Source organism: Stackebrandtia nassauensis DSM 44728 (assembly GCF_000024545.1).
Classification (GTDB): Bacteria; Actinomycetota; Actinomycetes; order Mycobacteriales; family Micromonosporaceae; genus Stackebrandtia; species Stackebrandtia nassauensis.
In genome coordinates, this window is record NC_013947.1 from 5,474,521 (window position 1) to 5,493,602 (window position 19,082).

The 19,082-nt window shown below is 68.5% G+C and carries 22 protein-coding genes and 1 pseudogene; 9 read left to right on the forward strand and 14 right to left on the reverse strand.

The annotated features are described in order from the left end of the window. The first annotated feature begins 4 nt into the window (after positions 1-4). Both SNAS_RS25455 and SNAS_RS25460 read left to right on the forward strand, forming a co-directional pair. On the forward strand, positions 5-190 hold the full coding sequence (locus SNAS_RS25455; RefSeq protein ID WP_013020353.1) for a DUF6104 family protein: 186 nt from the start codon (positions 5-7) through the stop codon (positions 188-190). 64 nt (positions 191-254) lie between these two features. Beyond that, a complete protein-coding gene (locus tag SNAS_RS25460; protein ID WP_013020354.1) occupies positions 255-860 on the forward strand; it encodes a hypothetical protein in 606 nt (201 codons plus the stop codon). A gap of 6 nt (positions 861-866) precedes the next feature. Here SNAS_RS25460 and SNAS_RS25465 read toward each other — a convergent pair whose 3' ends face one another. The 4 genes from SNAS_RS25465 to SNAS_RS25480 all read right to left on the reverse strand — a co-directional run bounded on the left by SNAS_RS25465 (position 867) and on the right by SNAS_RS25480 (position 4,217). Then, positions 867-1,856, reverse strand: coding sequence for a Gfo/Idh/MocA family protein (locus SNAS_RS25465; RefSeq protein ID WP_013020355.1), 990 nt, complete (start codon positions 1,854-1,856; stop codon positions 867-869). Between the two features lie 82 nt (positions 1,857-1,938). Then, positions 1,939-3,048 (reverse strand): serine hydrolase domain-containing protein, encoded by a 1,110-nt coding sequence (locus SNAS_RS25470; RefSeq protein WP_013020356.1) that lies wholly within the window; start codon positions 3,046-3,048, stop codon positions 1,939-1,941. 9 nt (positions 3,049-3,057) lie between these two features. Further along, positions 3,058-3,714, reverse strand: a complete 657-nt coding sequence (locus tag SNAS_RS25475) for a hypothetical protein (protein ID WP_013020357.1) — start codon at positions 3,712-3,714, stop codon at positions 3,058-3,060. After that, positions 3,711-4,217, reverse strand: coding sequence for a SigE family RNA polymerase sigma factor (locus SNAS_RS25480; protein WP_013020358.1), 507 nt, complete (start codon positions 4,215-4,217; stop codon positions 3,711-3,713). Before SNAS_RS25480 ends, SNAS_RS25475 begins: the two co-directional genes overlap by 4 nt. 260 nt (positions 4,218-4,477) lie before the next feature. On the opposite strand from SNAS_RS25480, the pseudogene SNAS_RS36970 reads away from it, so the two are divergent. Further along, positions 4,478-5,392: pseudogene (locus SNAS_RS36970) on the forward strand (TDT family transporter); the annotation flags it as partial. Positions 5,393-5,465: 73 nt separating this feature from the next. Here SNAS_RS36970 and SNAS_RS34430 read toward each other — a convergent pair. From SNAS_RS34430 to SNAS_RS25495, 3 genes are read right to left on the reverse strand one after another with little or no spacing between them, the layout of a single operon-like run. Then, positions 5,466-6,395, reverse strand: a complete 930-nt coding sequence (locus SNAS_RS34430) for a LysR family transcriptional regulator (protein WP_013020360.1) — start codon at positions 6,393-6,395, stop codon at positions 5,466-5,468. 35 nt (positions 6,396-6,430) lie between these two features. Continuing rightward, complete coding sequence (locus SNAS_RS25490; protein ID WP_013020361.1) at positions 6,431-7,396, reverse strand: zinc-binding dehydrogenase; 966 nt, start codon at positions 7,394-7,396, stop codon at positions 6,431-6,433. 10 nt (positions 7,397-7,406) lie between these two features. Continuing rightward, positions 7,407-7,676, reverse strand: a complete 270-nt coding sequence (locus SNAS_RS25495; protein WP_013020362.1) for an antibiotic biosynthesis monooxygenase family protein — start codon at positions 7,674-7,676, stop codon at positions 7,407-7,409. Positions 7,677-7,739: 63 nt separating this feature from the next. Between SNAS_RS25495 and SNAS_RS25500 the strand changes: the two genes are divergently transcribed. Beyond that, on the forward strand, positions 7,740-8,384 hold the full coding sequence (locus SNAS_RS25500) for an RICIN domain-containing protein (protein ID WP_144300635.1): 645 nt from the start codon (positions 7,740-7,742) through the stop codon (positions 8,382-8,384). Here SNAS_RS25500 and SNAS_RS25505 read toward each other — a convergent pair. Continuing rightward, on the reverse strand, positions 8,381-9,541 hold the full coding sequence (locus SNAS_RS25505) for an NAD(P)-dependent malic enzyme (protein WP_013020364.1): 1,161 nt from the start codon (positions 9,539-9,541) through the stop codon (positions 8,381-8,383). The two genes, SNAS_RS25500 and SNAS_RS25505, sit on opposite strands and share 4 nt — an antisense overlap. A 246-nt stretch (positions 9,542-9,787) precedes the next feature. Here SNAS_RS25505 and sodN point away from each other — a divergent pair, with 246 nt between their 5' ends. Next, entirely contained in the window at positions 9,788-10,204 is a 417-nt protein-coding gene (sodN, locus tag SNAS_RS25510; RefSeq protein ID WP_013020365.1) for a superoxide dismutase, Ni, read from the forward strand. A gap of 70 nt (positions 10,205-10,274) precedes the next feature. Continuing rightward, entirely contained in the window at positions 10,275-10,667 is a 393-nt protein-coding gene (locus tag SNAS_RS25515; RefSeq protein ID WP_013020366.1) for an ATP-binding protein, read from the forward strand. A gap of 112 nt (positions 10,668-10,779) precedes the next feature. Here the strand turns inward: SNAS_RS25515 and SNAS_RS25520 are convergent, their stop codons facing one another. After that, positions 10,780-11,046, reverse strand: a complete 267-nt coding sequence (locus SNAS_RS25520) for a WhiB family transcriptional regulator (RefSeq protein WP_013020367.1) — start codon at positions 11,044-11,046, stop codon at positions 10,780-10,782. Between the two features lie 278 nt (positions 11,047-11,324). Then, the gene (locus SNAS_RS25525) at positions 11,325-12,251 is read right to left on the reverse strand and encodes a diacylglycerol/lipid kinase family protein (RefSeq protein ID WP_013020368.1); all 927 of its coding nucleotides are present in this window, start codon (positions 12,249-12,251) and stop codon (positions 11,325-11,327) included. 34 nt (positions 12,252-12,285) lie between these two features. Here SNAS_RS25525 and SNAS_RS33255 point away from each other — a divergent pair, with 34 nt between their 5' ends. Then, positions 12,286-12,690, forward strand: coding sequence for a hypothetical protein (locus tag SNAS_RS33255; protein ID WP_144300636.1), 405 nt, complete (start codon positions 12,286-12,288; stop codon positions 12,688-12,690). A 22-nt stretch (positions 12,691-12,712) separates the two neighbouring features. On the opposite strand, the gene SNAS_RS33260 is transcribed toward SNAS_RS33255, so the two are convergent. The 4 genes from SNAS_RS33260 to SNAS_RS25545 all read right to left on the reverse strand — a co-directional run bounded on the left by SNAS_RS33260 (position 12,713) and on the right by SNAS_RS25545 (position 16,242). Continuing rightward, positions 12,713-13,618: a sirohydrochlorin chelatase gene (locus SNAS_RS33260; protein ID WP_013020370.1), complete on the reverse strand. Its 906-nt coding sequence runs from the start codon at positions 13,616-13,618 to the stop codon at positions 12,713-12,715. Positions 13,619-13,704: 86 nt separating this feature from the next. Continuing rightward, on the reverse strand, positions 13,705-14,400 hold the full coding sequence (locus tag SNAS_RS25540) for a phosphoadenylyl-sulfate reductase (protein ID WP_013020371.1): 696 nt from the start codon (positions 14,398-14,400) through the stop codon (positions 13,705-13,707). Continuing rightward, on the reverse strand, positions 14,390-14,539 hold the full coding sequence (locus SNAS_RS37800; RefSeq protein ID WP_013020372.1) for an eL43 family ribosomal protein: 150 nt from the start codon (positions 14,537-14,539) through the stop codon (positions 14,390-14,392). The genes SNAS_RS25540 and SNAS_RS37800 overlap by 11 nt, the downstream gene beginning before the upstream one ends. Further along, the gene (locus SNAS_RS25545) at positions 14,536-16,242 is read right to left on the reverse strand and encodes a nitrite/sulfite reductase (protein ID WP_013020373.1); all 1,707 of its coding nucleotides are present in this window, start codon (positions 16,240-16,242) and stop codon (positions 14,536-14,538) included. The genes SNAS_RS37800 and SNAS_RS25545 overlap by 4 nt, the downstream gene beginning before the upstream one ends. Positions 16,243-16,533: 291 nt before the next feature. On the opposite strand from SNAS_RS25545, the gene SNAS_RS25550 reads away from it, so the two are divergent. Then, on the forward strand, positions 16,534-17,766 hold the full coding sequence (locus SNAS_RS25550; RefSeq protein WP_013020374.1) for a glutamate-cysteine ligase family protein: 1,233 nt from the start codon (positions 16,534-16,536) through the stop codon (positions 17,764-17,766). 1 nt (position 17,767) lies between these two features. Then, positions 17,768-19,081, forward strand: a complete 1,314-nt coding sequence (gene egtB / locus SNAS_RS25555) for an ergothioneine biosynthesis protein EgtB (protein ID WP_013020375.1) — start codon at positions 17,768-17,770, stop codon at positions 19,079-19,081. The last annotated feature ends 1 nt before the right edge of the window (position 19,082 follow it).

Sequence of the window (19,082 nt, forward strand, 5' to 3'; positions counted from 1 at the left end):
TCCGATGTACTACACCGACCGAGGCATCGAGGAACTCGAGAAACGACGCGGCGAAGAAGAGGTCACCCTGGAATGGGTGGCCGCCCGGCTGCGCGAGTTCGTCGACGACAACCCCGAGTTCGAAACGCCGATCGAGCGGCTGGCCACCTGGCTGGCCCGGCTCGACGACGAGTCGGACGAGGACGAGTAGCCGTTTGAGTGAACGTAAGCCCCACCCCGAGGCAAAACTAAGGGGTGGGGCTTACTTTTGCGCCATGGACGTGAACCTCAAGTTCGACAACATGGAAGAAGCCACCGCGGCGGTTCGGGCGGCACACCCGACCGCGCACAAGTTGGGAGCCATGAGCCAGGACTGGCGTGGGGATGTCTACTTCGACCCCGACGAACGCGTTGTCGTCATCGTCGACGACTGCTCGGACGACGACATCGACCCCGAGAACGTCCGGCTGCGCCAGTACGAGGGCCTTGACTGGCTGGGGTCCGCCGACCTGGTCGACGAGTACGAATACGAACTGAGCAAACTGGAGGAATGCGACGACGATGTCGACAGCGGTCGCGCGCAGGAGTTGATCCGAGAGGCTCTCACCGTCGTCGCGACCTGCGGCATAGCTGAACGGGAGTCGGGCGACGACGAGAAAGCCAACCTGATCAACCTTGATCTGACCTTGCGCATCGAACGGCTGAAAGTCCAGATGAGCCTGCTCTCCAGCATGCGGGCGGAGAACATCCTGGGCCGTCTCGAAGCAAGGAACCACCGCCACGGCGCCAAGCGCGAGGTCGCCGCGGCACTGGGCATAAAGCCGCAGAACGTCCAGGACAATCTCGCCGCCTATTACCGGCGGCTCAACAGGATCGACTGATCGCCGCTATTCCCCCGGGTACGTCACACCCAGCTGCGAACGGGCCTCGTCCATCACCGCCATGACGTCGAGTGTGGACTGCCACGGCACCAGCGGCGACTCGGTCAGCCCCTCCCGCAGGCACCGCATCGCCTCGATCGCCTGGTGCACATAGCCGAGACCGTCGTGCGGCACCTCGACGATCTCCAGCTCGGCCTCGCCGCCGCCCCGGCCCAACAGGTAGCGGCTGGGTCGGAAGAACGGCGCGGGCAGTGTGACGTGACCGGTGGTGCCGTTGACGGACGCGACGATCGGCATGTCCGAGGTGATCGAGCAGGCCAGCGTCGCCACCGCACCGGAGTCGTAACCCAGCACCAGTCCCGCGGTGGCGTCGACGCCTTCGGGGGTGAGGCTGCCGGTCGCGTGGATGCTCGCGGGCCGTCCGAGGATGAGTTGGGCCAGCGAGATCGGGTAGACGCCGAGGTCGAGCAGCGCGCCACCGGCCTGGTTCGGGTCGCGCAGTCGGTGTCCCGGCGGGAACGGCCCGCCGAGTCCGAAGGTCGCGTTCAGGGTGGTCACATCGCCGATGAGGCCGTCGGTCAGCGCTTTTCGCATGTGGCGGATCGCGGGGTTGAGGCGCATCCACATGGCCTCCATGAGGAACAGGCCGCGTTCGCCAGCGAGGTCCACAAGGGTCTTGGCTTGGACGTGGTTGACCGTGAACGCTTTTTCGCACAGCACCGCCTTGCCGCCTTCGAGGCAACGTTTGGCGGCCTCGTAGTGGGCGTTGTGGGTGTTGGCGATGTAGACGATGTCGACGTCCGGGTCGGCGATCAGGTCGTCCCAGCTGCCGTGGGCGGCCGGGATGTCGAAGCGCTCGGCGAAGGCCCGAGCGGTTTCGGGTGAGCGGGATCCCACGGCGGCGACGTGTGCGTCCGGCAGCCGCTTGAGGTCTTCGGTGAAGGTCGCGGCGATACCGCCGGTGGCCAGGATCCCCCAGCCGATGGAGTCGGTCATCCCGACATCTCAGCACAGCGCGGCCGGGCCACAAGCCGAGGTCGGCGGCAAGGTGTTGTCGGCGACCTCGGCTTGTGGCCGGTCATGCGTCGAGCAACGGCAGGATGTCGACGGCCAGGGTCTGCATGTCGCCGCCCCAGTCGGCCGCGTTGCTCGCGAGGAACAGCATCGTCTCGGCTTCGGGACAGCGGACGATCATCGCCGAGGACCATTCGTTGCCGCCGTCGTGCCACACGACCTTGCGGCCCGCCTCATCGGTGGAGATCGTCCAGCCGTAGCCGTAGTGGGACTCGCCGGTCTCGTCCTCGGGGACGTGGGGTTTGAACAGTTTCCGTTTGGCCTTGGCCGACAGGACCTCGTCGCCGTCCAGTGCCCGGTGCCACGCGGTCATGTCGCGCGCGGTGGACAGGATGCCGCCGTTGCCGCGCAGGATCCAGTAGGGACCGTCGTCGTCCCACGGGAGTTCGTGGGGTTTGCCCATCACGCGGCCCTTGTCGTCGTACTGCTGCGCGACGGTCGCGGGATCCCAGTCGGGCAACAGGTACCCGGTGTGACGCATCCCGGCGGGGTGGAACAGGTTGTCGGCGAGGTATTCCTCGTAGTTTCCGGAGGTCACGATCTCGATGACGGCGGCCAGCACGCTGTAGCCGAGGTTGGAGTATTCGTAACGGGTGCCGGGTTTCCACTTCAGTTCCCGATCGCCGAATTCGCTCAGCAGTCGGGAACGGTCGACCTCGTCGTAGTCGCTGAGGTCGGGGAGGTCGGTGAAGCCGCCGGTGTGGGTGAGCAGTTGGTGCAGCGTGATCTTTCGCTTGTCGGCGGGCAGTCCGGGAAGGTGCCGCGACAGCGGATCGGAGACCTTCAGCGCACCGTCCATGTCGAGCCGCAGGATCGCCGCGCCGGTGAACTGCTTCGTCACCGAGCCGATGTCGAAGACGGTCCGGTGGCCGCAGCGGATGTCGGCCTTGCGATCGGCGAGTCCGAAACCCTTGCGGTACAGGGTTTTCCCACCCCGGACGGCGACGATCGCGAGGCTGGCGTCGTCGGGGAGGTTGTCGCGCAGGTACTCGTCGATGGTCTCGTGTCCGGACGTGGCCCACGCCCAGGCGCCGCCACCCACGGCGAGAGCCGAGGCGGCTCCCACCGTGGTGGCCACGAGTCCGCGCCGAGACAGCCGGGTTCGTGTATTCATCGTCATCGCCTATGAGTCGCAGTGCGGTTCGTTGATGTAGACGGAGATCGCCTCGATCCAGGTCAGCAGCTCCGCGTCGCTGGGGTCGCCTTCGACGACCGTGACGACGAGGGAGACGTCGACGCCGTTGACCGACTCCCCGGAATCGAAGGCGACGACCCGCTCGCCGGTTTCGGCATCGGTGCCGATGCGGGCGGAGTCGAAATGCAGCTCGGCTTCCTCGGAAGCCTGGATCGGCAGCTTCTCCACCGGGGTGTCCTCCGCTTTGACCGCGACCCGGTAGTCCCCGAAGTTCACCGGGTGCTCGATGCTGCCGGATTCGCCGCCGGTCCATTCCGCGGCCTCGAGTTCGTCCACGCCGTCTTCGCCGGTCTCGACGAGCAGCAGTCGCTGCGGGACATCGTCCTTCACGTCGAAGCAGACGCTCACGTCGCGGTCGTGCGGAGGCACGCCGCCGTGGCTCGCCGGTTGCAGCAGCTGGCCGGTCAGCAGCGCGGCCGCACCGGTCACGGCGAGTGCCGAGGCCCCCGCCGTGACCCGGCGCCAGATGCCGCGCCTGCGGCTGCGTGCCTTCACGGTCTCCAGCAACCCGGCCGAGTCGGGCGCGTTGCGTGCCTGCCGCTCGAACATGCCGCCGATGGCCGTGGCGAAGTCGTTGTCGTTCATACCCGCTCCTCGGTCTTGATGGTGAAGTTCGGCAGCCCGGGGTGCTCCCGCAGTTTCGCCAGCGCCCGGCTGACGTGCACCCGTACCGTCGCGGCCGAACAGCCCAGCAGTTCGGCGACCTGCGCGTCGGGCAGGTCCTCGTAGTAGCGCAGCACCAGTACGGCGCGCTGCCGTCGCGGCAGCGTGGCCAGCACGCGCCACATCGCGTCGCGTTCGGCGATGGCCTGTGCCGTGTCGGTTCCGGACGCGGTCTTGGCCATCTCGTCGGCGACGTGTTCGCTGGCGACCTTGCGGCGGCGCCAGGACAGGAACTGCCGCAGCACGGCCTTGCGGACGTAGGGTTCGGGATCGCCGTCGCGTTCGATGGCGCGCCATCGGCGGTGGCAGCGGATCAGAGCCTCCTGGACGAAGTCCTCGGCTCGGTGCCTGTCACCGCACAGCAGATAGGCGAATCTCATGAGGGCGTCGCCGCGCGCCCGTACGTAGTCGTCGAAGTTCTCCATGCCACCTCACTGGTGTGCTTGCTCGTACCAGTGTTGACGACCTGGGGGGCCACGGACATTTACCTGGCCGCCCGGTTTTTCACGAGCGTGCCCGACACCACCCATAGCCGAGGGCTATGAGTACGTCCGTACCGCGTACCTACCGGTTGACCGAACGGCGACGAAGGCTGGAAAGCGTGAAGGACTCCGCGCCACCTCGACACCGGGCCCCCGACGATTCGCCGCTGGCCAACATCGGGCCCAACTGGTTCGCCTCGGTGATGGGCACCGGCATCGTCGCCAACGCCGCGATCGCGCTGCCGTACCAGTTCCCGGGGCAGCGCGTGGCGGCGACCGTCGTGTGGCTGCTGGCCTCGGCCTGGCTGACCACGGTCACGATCTGCTTCGCGGCGCACTGGCTGCGGCACCGCGACCGGGCCCGCAAGCACCACACCAACCCGGTGATGGCGCAGTTCTACGGCGCGCCGCCGATGGCGTTCCTGACCATCGGCGCCGGGGCCCTGAACTTCGCGCCCCCGTACATCGGCGTCGACGCGGCCTACACCGTCGCGCTCGGACTGTGGTTCCTCGGCACCGCCACCGGGCTGTTGACGGCCGTGGCGATCCCGTACCTCATGTTCACCAAACACGAGGTGGCCGCGGACGCGCCGTTCGCGGGCTGGCTGATGCCGGTGGTGCCGCCGATGGTCTCGGCCGCGACGGGTGCCGCGCTCATCCCCCACATCGCCGCCGGGCAACCGCGCGAGACGATGCTGTTGGCCTGCTACGCGATGTTCGGCATCAGCCTGCTGGCCACGATGGTGATCCTGCCGCAGGTGTGGTCCAAACTGGTGCATCACGGGGTCGGCGCCGCCGCGGCCGTCCCCACGCTGTGGATCTGCCTGGGTCCGCTGGGCCAGTCGGTGACGGCGGCGGGCAACCTCGGCAAGGTGGCGCCGCTGGCGCTGGGCGCGCCGGTGAGCACCGCCCTGGACAGTTTCGGCCTCATCTACGGGGTGCCGGTGCTGGGTTTCGCGCTGCTGTGGATCGCCATCGCCTCGGCCGTCACCATCCGAACCGTCCGCAATGGAATGCCGTTCGCGTTGACCTGGTGGAGCTTCACCTTCCCCGTCGGCACCTGCGTCACCGGCGCGGCGGGGCTGGCCACCCGCACCGAACTGCCGGGCCTGGAAGTCCTCACCATGGCGATGTACGGACTGCTGCTGTCGGCCTGGCTGCTGGTGGGCGTGCGCACCGCGCGCGGCATCGTCACGGGGAAGCTGCTCGCCGCGCCGCCTGCACCGCCTGCGCCACCCGCAGCAGGTCCGCAGCCGGTCCCGACGGCCGTCGGCCGCGCGGCCATACCGCGCGTAGGCGACGGTGAAAGTCTGCTCCCGATACCGGGACTGACACCAGTCTTCCGGATGTCAGCTCCTCCACAACAGACAGAGAGCTGGTCACCGCCGCCCCCGCTCCCGCGGCGACCGACGCCTTCACAGCGGTAGTCGAGGCCAACTCCAGCAACGGCGCCACCTGGGTCCCGTACTCGCGCAACGCCTCGGCCACCGCCGCCCGGGTGCCCGAACCCTGCTCCCGGCAGATCAGCGGTGTGTCGCGCAGCTCCGGCGCGGCCACCGGCGCCCCGCGCCGAGCCCAGCGGTGCCCGGGCGCCACCACCAGCACCAGCTCGTCGTCGGCCACCGTCACCGACTGCAGACCGTTTTGGACATACGGGCCCTCGACGAAACCCAGGTCCGCCTCGCCCTCGATCAGCGCCCGCGCCACCTCGGTGGAGTTCGCGACCGTCAGCGCCACCGAGGTCTCCGGACGCTCGGTGCGCAGCCGCGCCAACCAGCCCGGCAGCAGGTACTCCGCGATCGTCAAGCTCGCCGACACCCGCAGCCGCGACTCGCGCCGCCTGCGCAACGCGTCGATCCCGCCGTCCAGCACCCGCGCCGCGTCCACCACGGCCCCGGCCCACTCCACCAGCAGCTGCCCCGACTCGGTCAGCTGCGAACCGCGCGGGCTGCGCTCCAGCAGCGTCACCCCGACCAGCCGCTCCATCGTCCGGATCCGGTTGCTGGCCGAGGGTTGGGAGATGCCGTGCTCGGCCGCCGCCGCGCCGATACTGCCCAGCCGGGCCACACTGACCAGCAACTCGAGGCTGGGCAGATCCGGCACGCGCGGCGACAGGGACATAGCCCCAGACTATGCCCCGCGGCGGCCACAGTGGCCTACGTCGTCAGGACGATCTTTCCGAAGGCCGCGCCCGACTCCAGCCGCGCGAACGCCTCGGCCGCGTCCGTCAGCTGGTAGACCGAGTCGATGAGCGGCCGCAGTTCCCGCTCGGCGCACAGCCCGACCAGGGCCTCCAGTTCCCCACGGGTGCCCATGGTGGAGCCCAGCAGTTCCAGTTGCAGGAAGAACAGCCGCCGCAGGTCGACGTTCGCCAGATGCCCCGAGGTGGTTCCGCACACGACGATCCGGCCACCGGGTTTGGCGCACTTCAGCGAGTGCTCGATGGTCGCGGCGCCGACGCTCTCGATGACGACGTCGACGCGCTCGGGCAACCGGCCACCCGGCTCGATCGCGATGGCGCCCAACGCTTCCGCGCTGTCGCGACGGTCCGCGTCCCGGCTGCTGGCGTACACCCGCGCCCCCAGCGCCTTGGCCAGCAGGATCGCCGCCGTCGACACGCCGCCACCGGCGCCCTGCACCAGCACCGCGTCGCCCGATGCCAGCCGCCCCTTGGTGGTGAGCATCCGGTACGCGGTCAGGTAGGCGGTGGGCAGGCACGCGGCCTCGGCGAAGCTCAGGCCCGCCGGTTTGGGGATCAGGTTGCCGCTGGGCACCGTCACGTACTCGGCCAGCGTGCCGTCGTACTTCTCCGACAGCAGGGTCCGCTTCGGGTCCAGGGTCTCGTCCCCGGCTCCGGCGGCCGCGTCGGCGACGACGGCGTGCACGATCACGTCGTTGCCGTCCTCGTCCACCCCGGCCGCGTCACAGCCCAGGATCATCGGGCACTGCTCGGCCGACAGCCCGACGCCGCGCAGCGACCACAGGTCGTGGTGGTTGAGCGCGGCGGCCTCGACCCGCACCCGGGTCCAGCCCTCGCGGCGGTCCGGCTCGGGCCGTTCGCCGGTGGCCAGCGCCGACAGCGGCGCCTTCGAATCGGTCGTGGACGCGTACGCGGCAAACATGTCGCCGAGGCTACCGTCCCGTGCCCGAGTGCCGATCGATCAGGTTGAAATCCCAGGCGTGCGGCGGCCGGGCCACCAGGTCGGGCGGCGCCTCGGGCAGGTCCACGGCCGCGTCCCGCCAGGACGAGATCACCACGACCCGGTCCTCCGACGCGTACACCTCACTGCGGACGTATCCCGGTTCGTCCTCGATCCGCGGCACGGCGGTGGCGCAAACCCAGTCCACCAGTTCGTCGATGCGTTCCGGCAGTCCCCGGACCTCCCACATGCGAGCGATCATTCCCGGCTCCTCCTCGTCTCCCCCATTGTCAATCATGTCCCCGGATGTCACGATATGTGCACCATGTCAGAGCCACGGTTCGAAGCCGCGTCCGATATCGATCTGGACCGGGATTCCGCGCCCGCCAAGCGGAACCGCAAACGCACCCTCATCATCGCCGTCATCGCGGTGGTCGTGGTGAGCCTGGCCGGGCTCGGGCTGTACCTGACCCATGACTCCCCCGCGAGCGAGCAGCCCGAGGACAAGCCGGTGCTCGCCGAGGACCCGCCGCCAACCGGCAAGTACGCGCTCCGGGCCGTCCACTCGAAACTGTGCCTGGGCGTGGGCCCCGAGATCAAGGACGGCGAGGTCAACAAACGCAAGGAGGTCTTCGTGCAGCAGAAGTGCGAGGACCGGTTCCCGCCCACCGGGCTGCGCGCGCAGGGCAACGGCCTGTACCGCCTCAGCGTCGACCACCCCGACCAGGGCCCCGGCTGCGGCAAGGTCGACGGTGTCACCGCCGGAAGCCTCGTGCAGCCCACGAAATGCGCCAAGGTCGACGAACAGTTCTTCCTGTTCGAGCGCACCAAGGACACCTACGTGATCCGGCTCAGCGCCGACCCCGAGTTGTGCCTCGGCATCATCGACGGCAGCCGCAAGGCCGGAGCCCAGGTCCTGACCGAGGCGTGCGGCAGCCCCGGCCAGAAGTGGTACGTCGAGAAACCCTAAGAGGCACCGGATTCCGCGTCGGCCCGCGCCGCCGCCGCGACCGCCACCGACACGGCGGGGGCGACCCGCGGGTCCAGCGGGGACGGGACGATGTACTCGGGGCCCAGCTCGTCGCCGATGCAGTCGGCGATCGCCTCGGAGGCGGCCAGCTTCATCGACGGGGTGATGTTGCGCGCCCCGGCGTCGAAGGCCCCGGCGAAGATGCCCGGGAAGGCCAGCACGTTGTTGATCTGGTTCGGCATGTCGCTGCGGCCGGTCGCCACCACCGAGGCGTACTTCGACGCGATCGTCGGCGACACCTCCGGGTCCGGGTTGGACAGCGCGAAGATGATCGCGTCGGAGGCCATCGTGGCGATCTGGGACTCGGTCAGCCGGGCGCCCGACAGGCCCACCAGGACGTTGGCGCCGCGCAGCGCGTGCTCGACGTCGCCGCGCAGGCCGCTGGCGTTGGTGATCTCGGCCAGTTCCTCCTTGGCCGGGTTCAGACCGTCGCGTCCGGAGTGGATGATGCCCCGCGAGTCGCAGACCGTGACCTCGCCGATGCCCGCCGAGATCAGCATCTTGGACACCGCGACGCCCGCGGCGCCCGCGCCCATCACCACGACCCGGGAGTCGGCGAGTTTGGTGTCGGTCAGCCGCATGGCGTTGCGCAGCGCCGCCAGCACCACCACGGCGGTGCCGTGCTGGTCGTCGTGCATGACCGGGATGTCGAGCTCGGCCTCCAGCCGCGCCTCGATCTCGAAGCAGCGGGGGGCGGAGATGTCCTCCAGGTTGATGCCACCGAAGGACGGCGCCAGGTTCTTGACCGTGGCGATGATCTCCTCGGGATCGGTGGTGTCCAGGCAGATCGGGATCGCGTCCACATTGGCGAACTTCCGGAACAGGACGGCCTTGCCCTCCATCACCGGCATCGCGGCGGCCGGTCCGATGTCGCCCAGCCCCAGCACCGAGGTGCCGTCCGAGACCACGGCGACAAGCCGGGACGTCCAGGTGTACTTCTTGGCCAGGGCGGGCTCGGCGTGGATCGCGCGGCACACCTCCGCGACCCCGGGAGTGTAGGCAATGGACAGATCCTCACGGGTCCGCAGCGGCCGGGTGGGCTCCATCCGGAGCTTGCCGCCCTCGTGGTCACGCATGATCTGGCTGTTGTCGGTCATAGATTCGAAATTCCTCGGCTCCACAGGTGTCAACGACTCGTCGAACGCGCTCCGCGCTGGTGGGTGATTGTCGGAGTTCTTGAGGGGATGGCACGAGAGGTTCGCTTCCGCGCGTGCCCGCCAGTGTATCTCCACCGCACGAGGCGAATCGCGCACGTGTTTGGCGGGTCGGTCCACGCCATGTCGGGTGCGGGAGTAGCCTCTGGCGGGGAAGATCAGTTCGTCCATGGATCACTGGAGGATTTGATGCGCCTATCTCGGCTGCTGACATCTCGCTTTTTCGTCCCGCAAACCACGGCCTCGGCACACTGTGACCTGCCCTGTGGTGTCTACGACCCCGCTCAGGCCCGCATCGAGGCCGAGTCGGTCAAGGCGATCTGCGAGAAGTACCAGGCCAATGAGGACCCGGAGTTCCGCACTCGCGCGCTGCTCATCAAGGAGCAGCGGTCCGAGCTGGTCAAGCACCACCTGTGGGTACTGTGGACGGATTACTTCAAGCCGCCGCACTTCGAGGCGTACCCGCAGCTGCACGTTCTCGTGAACGAGGCCACCAAGCTCGCCGGTGCCTCGGGCGCGAAGGGATCGGCCGACCCGGAAGTGGCCGACAAGCTGCTCGGCAAGATCGACGAGATCGCCAAGATCTTCTGGGAGACCAAGAAGTAGGCATTCGTGCGTGGGGCGCGCCGACTCGGCGCGTTCCACCCACCGGCCACCTACCCCTAGGAGCCTGCCGATGACACACGGCGTCGACGGGGACGTACTGTTGCTCGACCTGCCCGCCGCCCCGGCCTTCCTGCCGGTGTTGCGCACCGCCACGGCCGGGCTGGCCACCCGGTTGAGTTTCGGCCTGGACGCGATCGAGGATCTGCGGCTGGCCGTCGACGAGGCCGCCGGACTGATGATGGCGGCCGTCGACAATCACGACGCCTCGGCCATCCTGAACTGCCGGTTCGACGTCACCGAGACCGAACTGCTCATCAGCATCGGCGCCGCCGGAATCGGGTCGCTGCCACCCCGGCAGTCCTTCGACTGGCGGGTTCTGGACGCGCTGACGGGTTCGGTGAGCACCGAGTTGCACAACGGTGTCACCACCGTGCGCTTGGCTCAGCCCCGCCCCCGGGTTTGAAGAAAGGTCCCTGAGGCCGCAATGGCCTTCGGCCCCGATTAATAAATTGAATAGGCTTTAACGAACGAAGGAGAGGCGCGAAATGCACTCGCGCCTCTCCTCTCTACGCTTCTTAAGCGGCCGTGCGAGCGGCGACGGACAAAGTCCGTATTCCGCCACGGCGTTTGAGAGCGCGCCGTTCGTCTTCGCTCATTCCGCCCCAAATTCCGGCGTCCTGTCCGGATTCAAGTGCCCATTTCAGGCACTCTTCGGTTACGGGGCAGCGCCGGCAGACTCCCTTGGCCTGCTCGATCTGCACCAAGGCGGGACCACTGTCTCCAATGGGGAAGAACAGCTCCGGGTCCTCGTCCCGGCAGATGGCGATGTGGCGCCAGTCCATTAGTGCGACACTCCTTGATCGGATCGTTTAGTCAGTTGGCGGGCCTCAATACCAGCAACCTCGCTTGTGAATGCTTTCACGAACTGGCGCGATGTCAAGGGGAAAGTTACGAAAATCTTGGGCTCGTGAGGAAACTCACGAGGCTTATGCCCTGATTTGTCGGGTAACTCCCGCTCAACACGCAGAGACCTGTAGCGAATCTAGTACGCGCGCCTGCGGTGTTGTGGTCTTTCAGCAAGTTTTTTTGCGCGGTGTCGTGAAGACGGAATCCCGGTGACTCAGCACAACACGCGCAAAGCCTCGGGTGCGGATTCCAACTCCACCGCATCGCACTCACCAAGATAGTCGCCATCGAGCTGAAATGCTTGAGGTCGGGCCGAAGACAACTTAAATTTCTTCAAATCGTGGTACGCCACAACGTGTTTGCCATGTGGTGGTTTACGCCCAGTGAGCAACTGTGACGCTGTGCGAATTGTTGTGGCCAGATTCATCTCATTGAGCGACAACACATCCAGGCCCGTGTCGAATGACGCGCGCGGATTCGGGCTCACCTCGCGGGTGCCCAGATACGTCCACGGCCTGGTGTTCTGCACGATGGCCAGACCGAGCCGCTCATGGGTGACCTGTCCCGGGATCTCCATCCGGATGGCCGGATGCCGCCGATCGGCCCCCGAGAAGTACTGCGCGACAGTGGAACGCAGATACAGCGCCGGGGTGGCCGAGATGCCCTTCACCCGGGCCCGCTCGACCCGTCGGATGGCGGCGGCGTCCAGACCGAAGCCCGCGCAAAAAGTGAAATATCTACCATTGGCTCTGCCTAGCCCGATGGTCCGTGACCTGTTGTCACGCAAAGCATCCAGAATCACACCGGTACCGTCCACCCAGTCCACCGGCATCCCCAACGCCCGCGCGAACACATTGGTCGAGCCGCCCGGCACCACGGCCAGCCGCGGTGTCTCGTCGGGACCCTTGCCGGCCTCCAGCAGCCCGTTGACCACCTCGTTGACGGTGCCGTCGCCCCCGAGGGTCACCACCAGGTCCATGCCCTCGGCCACCGCCTGACGCGCCAGCGAGGTGGCGTGCCCCCGCCGCCGGGTGTACCCGACGTTGAGGTCCACGGCGGTGCCTAGCGCCCGGACCAGGATGTCGCGGGCCCGTTCACTGGTGGTGGTCGCCTTCGGGTTGACGATCAACAGTGCTGTCACGAGTGGCTACGGTACCCATGTATAGATTGACGTCGTGGACGATTCTCCGACTGCCGTGCCATCCGTCACGCGAGCCCCCGCTTTGACGATCGCCACCGTAGTGCTGTTCGCCCAAGCGATCGGGCTGCTGGGCCTGTCGGTGTGGCTGGTCGTGTTGGCCCTCACCCAGCAGGAGACCTCGGTGGGGGCGGGCTTCGCCGAGGCCGTCATCGCGCTGGGTGTGGGGGTGCTGTTGGGAGCGGCGGCCCGGTCGATGCGCCAGGGCCGTTCGGGTCTGCGGGGCGCGGCGATCTTCATCCAGCTGATGTTCCTGCCGCTGGGCTACTACCTGGCCAAGGCGGACCTGTGGGCCTTCGCGATCCCCGCCTGGCTCGTGGGAGCGGGTACGGCGGTGCTGTTGCTGTTGCCGTCGACGCGCCAATCCGTCGGGGTCGACTAGCGGCTCGCGGCAACGCTTCCGGCTACACCGGACGGAACGCCAGCAGCAGCTCGCCGCAGCGGCCCGGGGCCGGTTCGGCTGTCGCTTGTGTCACGGCCGCGGCGCGGCGCGCGATGGCCGCGACGAGCTCGGGGCAGGCCCCCAGCGGCGGCGTCACCGCGAACGCGCCAGCTTCGGCGGCGGCCGAGGCCACCCGGTCGTGCAGTACACCGGGGGCGATGAAGTAGGACGCGACGGCGACGCGTCGGGCGCCACGACCGCGCAGTTCGGCGACGGCCTCGGCCACGGTCGGCTTGGCGGCCGAAGCATAGGCCGCGGCGGCCGGAAGGCCAAGCTCGCGCCCCAGCTCGGCGGCCAACTTCCCAAGGCTGTCAAGGGTTGCCACGTCACGGGTACCCGCCGAGGCGAGCACCACGGCGTCGGCGGCTTCGCGGCCGCTGCCCGAGGTGACGGCGAACGGTGCATTGGCGGCAAGCCGCTCGCGGCCGGAAACACCGACCGACGAGCCTCGGCCCACAGCACCCTCGCGGCCGACGGCGTCGACCGTCCGCAGGCCCAGATCGGCGGCCCCGATCACCGACGGGTCACGGCCGTGCCCGAAAGCCTCGGCTTCCGGCAGGCCCCGCCGCAAGGCGGGCAGCAGGTGCGGCCCGCCCACCGGGGGTGTGACCTCCACCGACAGGTGCGGACGCTGCGCCATCGCCTCGAAGGCGATGCGGGGAACGTCGACGCGACCGTGATAGGCGTGGGTCAGCAGCAACGGCACCAGGATCGCGCGCCGGTGCCCCGCGTCGGCCAGTCCTTTGAGGACGGCGACCGGGTGCGGCGCGTCGAAGTCGAGGAACGCCGCGGTCGCGTTCGCCGCGGCGGCGATGTCGCGCACGACGGCCCGCGACCGATGGTCGGGACTGCCGTGCGCGACGAGCACGACCGGCGGTCCTGCCCAAACGGACCGCTGGTCGCGCCCGGCAGACGGCCTTGCCCGGGGCCGCCCGTCGTGAGAGAAGGGTGGGCTCATACGTGCAGGCCGCATTCGGTCTTGTCGAACATGGCCCAGCGTCCGGCGCGGGGGTCCTCGCCGGGCGCGGTGCGCCTGGTGCACGGCCAGCAGCCCACCGACATGTAACCGTCGTCGAGCAGTTCGTTGGTCGGCAGGTTGTTGTCCTTGATGTAGGCCTCGACCTCGGCCTGCGTCCAGCGGGCGATCGGCGAGATCTTGACCTTCTTACGACCGGCGTCGAAGTCCACGACCTTGGTGTTGGCCCGGGTGGGGCCCTCGTCGCGGCGCAGCCCGGCGGCCCAGGCGTCGTAGTCGGCCAGCGCGTTGTCCAGCGGCGCCACCTTGCGCATGTGGCAGCACTCGTTGGGCGCGCGCTCCCACAGCCGGGTGCCGTACTCGCCGTCCTGGCGTCCGACACTCAGCTCCGGGTTGATGGACCTGACGTGGACCGGCAGCTGTTTGACCACCCGTTCCCGGACGTCCAGGGTCTCCTGGAAGTGGAGCCCGGTGTCGAGGAACACCACGTCGACGCCCGGCGCCACCTTCGACGCCAGGTGGGTGAGCACCGTGTCCTGGAAGGACGAGGTGACACAGAACTTGTCGCCGAACTCTTGGATCGCCCACTCGATGATGCGTTCGGCGGTGGCGTCCTCCAGGTCTCGACCGGCCTGGATCGCCATGTCACGTAGTTCGAAGGGATCACGAGTCATCGTGGATTACCAATCCTTTGATTGTGACGGTGAAGACGCGTGTGCACGATCGGCAGTGCCAGCCGCCGTCTTCGTGGGGGCGAAGGTCTTCGTCTCCACAGTAAGGACAGAAATACGGAACAGCGCGTGAGTTGCTCATCGAAGGTCCGTTTCGTCAACGCGCACAACCCATTCGGCGAAGGTCTCATCGGACAGTCGACCGGACAGGTATCGGCGGGCCAGGTTCGTTATGTAGTCGCCCAGCTCGTCGGAGGAGACTTTCAGGCCGCGAAGTTTGCGCCCGAAGCCAGCGTGCACGCCGTGTCCGCCACCAAGATGCACCTGAAAACCCGGCACCTGTTTGCCGTCCACGGTCATCAGCTGCCCCTTGAGGCCGATGTCGGCCGTCTGGGTTCGTGCACACGCGTTGGGGCAGCCGTTGACGTGAACGGAGATCGGTACGTCCAGTTCGGGCACTCGCCGTTCCAGTTCGGAGACGAGTGCTGTGGCGCGGTCCTTGGTGTCGACAATGGCCAGCTTGCAGAACTCGATGCCGGTGCAGGCCATGGTGGCCCGGCGCCAGCCCGACGGGTTCGCGGACAGTCCGATGTCGTCCAGCGCCCGCACGGCGTCGTCGACGTCGGCCTCGTCGACGTCGAGCAGCAGCAGTTTCTGCATCGGCGTGGTCCGGATTCGCCCGGAACCGTAGCGTTCGGCGATGTCGGCCAGCTGCGACAGCAGCGTGCCGCTGACCCGGCCGACCGTGGGGGCCGCGCCGATGTAGAACTTGCCGTCGGCCTGCTTGTGGACGCCGATGTGGTCCAGGAGCCGCTCGGGAACCGGTGGCGGCGCGAGGTCGTCGAGCCGGTAACCCAGGTACTCCTCCTCCACGACGCGGCGGAACTCGTCCACGCCCCAGTCGTTGACCAGGAACTTCAGCCGGGCCCGGTGCCGCAGGCGTCGGTAGCCGTAGTCGCGGAACAACCGCACCACCGCGGCCCACACCTCGGCGACCTTCTCGGCCGGGATCCAGGTGCCCAGCCGCTTGGCCAGCATCGGGTTGGTGGACAGGCCACCGCCGACCCACAGGTCGAAGCCGGGTCCGTGCTCGGGGTGCTCCGCGCCCAGAAACGAGATGTCGTTGCACTCGTAGGGGATGTCGGGCAGCCACGAGATCGCGGACTTGAACTTGCGCGGCAGGTTCGACAGCGACTTGTCCCCCACGAACTCCGAGGTGATCTCCTCGATCAGCGGGGTGGGGTCGATGCGTTCGTCGGCCGAGATTCCGGCGACCGGGCTGCCCAGGATGACGCGCGGGCAGTCGCCGCACGCTTCCTGCGTGGTCAGGCCGACGGCCTCCAGCGCGTTCCAGATCGCCGGGACGTCCTCGACCTCGATCCAGTGCAGCTGGATGTTCTGGCGGTCGGTGACGTCGGCGGTGTCGCGGCCGTAGCGCTTGGAGATCTCGGCGACGGCGCGCAGCTGTTCGAGGCTGAGCTGGCCGCCGTCCATGCGCACCCGCATCATGAAGTACCGGTCGTCGAGGTCCTCGTCCTCGAGGATGGCGGTCTTGCCGCCGTCGATACCGGCCTTGCGCTGGGTGTACAAACCCCACCAGCGGAACCGTCCCCGCAGGTCGGCCGGGTCGATGGAGTCGAAACCGCCGTGGGCGTAGATGTTCTCGATCCGGGCGCGGACGTTGAGCGGGTTGTCGTCCTTCTTGGACTGTTCGTTCTTGTTCAACGGTTCACGATGGCCGAGGGCCCACTGGCCCTGCCCCTTCGCGCGACCGCGGGTAGCGGTGGGCACGATTCGCTCCTTGCGGTGAATGGTGTGGGGATGCGCACGAAGCGTGGGCGGCATCGGCCAGACTCCGTGCGCCCGGAAGGCTGAATGACTCAGCTATGTGAAGACAGGCGCGGATTCACTGATCGACGCCTAACAGATAGCGCTGCGCGTACGTCCAAAGTCGACGTGGCGGCGGGCCACCAGACGAAGACGAAGCGCGGCTGACATGGGGCCAAGCATGCCACAGATGCCCGACATACGCCACCCATCGTGATCCGGTCATCCGTCGTTCACTGACTTGTCGGTGGGTGAAGTTACGGTTGCGCGGTTCGAACCCGCGTATGCTGTTCACGTTTATGTAGGTGGGTGATTACCATCGAAGACTCCGCACCGGCCACCACCCCGGTGACGGCGCGACTCCTCCAATCCCGGGACGAGGCCGCGCACTATGTCGCCAGGGTCTGTTTCAAGACCGGACCTCCCGCACTGACCGGCGTCGAACTGGAGCACACGGTTCACCGCCTCGACGACCCGGCCGAACCCGTCGGCCTGACCGAGCTGCGCACGGCGCTCGGCCCCTTCGCCCCCATCACCATCGATCCCCGCAGTCCCTCCCGCAGGCTTCCCGGCGGCGGTAGCGTCACCGTCGAACCCGGCGGCCAGGTTGAGATCTCCTCCCTCCCCCATTCCGGTTTCCCGGCCCTCCACGCGTCGGTCGAGACGGATCTGCGCGCACTGGAAGACCTGTTGCGCGTCCACCGGCTCGGCATCGGCGACAGTGGTTTCGATCCCCGTTCCCGTCCCGGACGGCTGCTGCGCACGCCCCGGTACGACGCGATGGCGCGCGCCTTCGACCAGCACGGCACCCCGCATGGTTCGTCCATGATGGTCGCCACCGCCGGGTTGCAGGTGTGCGTCGACTCCGGCCGCGACACCGAACTGCCGAGCCGCTGGGCGGCACTGCACGCGATGGGGCCGGTGCTGTTGGCGCTGTTCTCGACCTCGCGGCGGCCGGACGCCGCGTGCGTGCGGATGCGCACCTGGCTGGGCATGGAACCCGGCCGCACCCACGCGGTGGCCACCGACACCGGCGATCCGGTCTCGGCGTGGGTGGACTACGTGCTGCGGGCGCCGGTGCTGTGCGTTCGGCGCGACGGAAGGCCCTGGTTCACGCCCCGCGACGTCAGTTTCGAGGCGTGGCTGGGCGGGGCGCTGCCGGATCCGCCGAGCCTGGACGACCTGGAACTGCACCTGTCGATGCTGTTCCCGCCGGTGCGGCCGCGCGGCTACCTGGAGGTCCGTTACCTGGACACCCAGCCGCGGCGGCAGTGGTTCGCGCCGGTGGCGGTCATCGGCGCGCTGTTGGCCTCGGCGTCGTCGATCGACAAGGTCCGGGACCTGTGCGCCCCGGTCGAGGGTCGGTGGCTGGACGCCGCCACCCGGGGGCTCGCCGATCCGGACCTGCGCCAGGCCGCCGCGGCCGTCGCCGCGCTGGCCTGCGACGGGTTGGCCGCGACCGACGTCCCCGAACCCGTCCGCCACGCCGTCGCCACCATTGTGGACCAACGCTTGGCGGCGCTTCACACCCAGGAGGCTTGACATGACCGACACCGAAACGCTTCGAGCCCACATCGCCACCGTGCTGGCCCGGGCCCGCGACCGCACCCACACCCTGACCGACGCGGTGGACGAGACCGACCTCATCGCACAGCACTCGCCGCTGATGTCCCCGCTGGTGTGGGATTTCGCACACATCGGCAATCAGGAGGAGCTGTGGCTGGTGCGCGACGTCGGCGGCCGGGAACCGGTGCGGGCCGATATCGACGGCATGTACGACGCGTTCCAGAACCCGCGCCGCGACCGGCCGCAACTGCCGCTGCTGCGACCGGACGAGGCCCGCGACTACACCCGGGTGGTGCGCGACAAGGTCTTCGACGTCCTGGAAGCCAACGCGCTCAAGGGACACCGACTGGTCGACGAGGGCTTCGCCTTCGGGATGATCGCGCAGCACGAACAACAGCACGACGAGACGATGCTGGCCACCCACCAGCTGCGCGCCGGTGCGGCGGTGCTGACCGCGCCACCCCCGCCCGCGTCGCGCGCCCCGGTCGCGGCCGAGGTGCTGATCCCCGGCGGGCCGTTCACGATGGGCACCTCCACCGAACCGTGGGCGCTGGACAACGAGCGCCCCGCGCACGCCGTCCACGTGGACGCGTTCGTCATCGACGCCGCGCCGGTCACCAACGGCCAGTACCTCGGATTCATTGAGGACGGCGGCTACGACGACCCGCGCTGGTGGAGCGACGCGGGCTGGCGGCACCGGCGCACGGAGAACCTGACCGCCCCGGCGCACTGGCACCCCGACCCCGGCGGCTGGCTCTACACCCGCTTCGGGGTCACCCGGCCGCTCATCCCGGACGAACCGGTGGTGCACGTGTGCTTCCATGAGGCCCGCGCCTACGCGCGCTGGGCGGGCAAGCGACTGCCCACCGAGGCCGAGTGGGAGAAGTCCGCCCGCTTCGACCCGGCCACCGGCCGCTCCCGCCGGTTCCCCTGGGGCGACGACGAACCCGACGAGACCCGCGCCAATCTCGGCCAGCGACACCTGGCCCCGGCACCCGTGGGCGCCTACCCGCGCGGCGCGTCGGCGCTCGGCGTCCACCAGCTCATCGGTGACGTTTGGGAATGGACCGACACCGACTTCCACGGCTACCCGGGTTTCACGGCCTTCCCGTACCGCGAGTACTCGGAGGTGTTCTTCGGCGACAAGTACAAGGTGCTGCGCGGCGGCTCCTTCGGCACCGACGCCGTCGCCTGCCGGGGCAGCTTCCGCAACTGGGACCTGCCGGTGCGGCGCCAGATCTTCGCCGGACTGCGTTGCGCCCGCGACCCCCGCCCCGGCGAGGCGGGCTGAC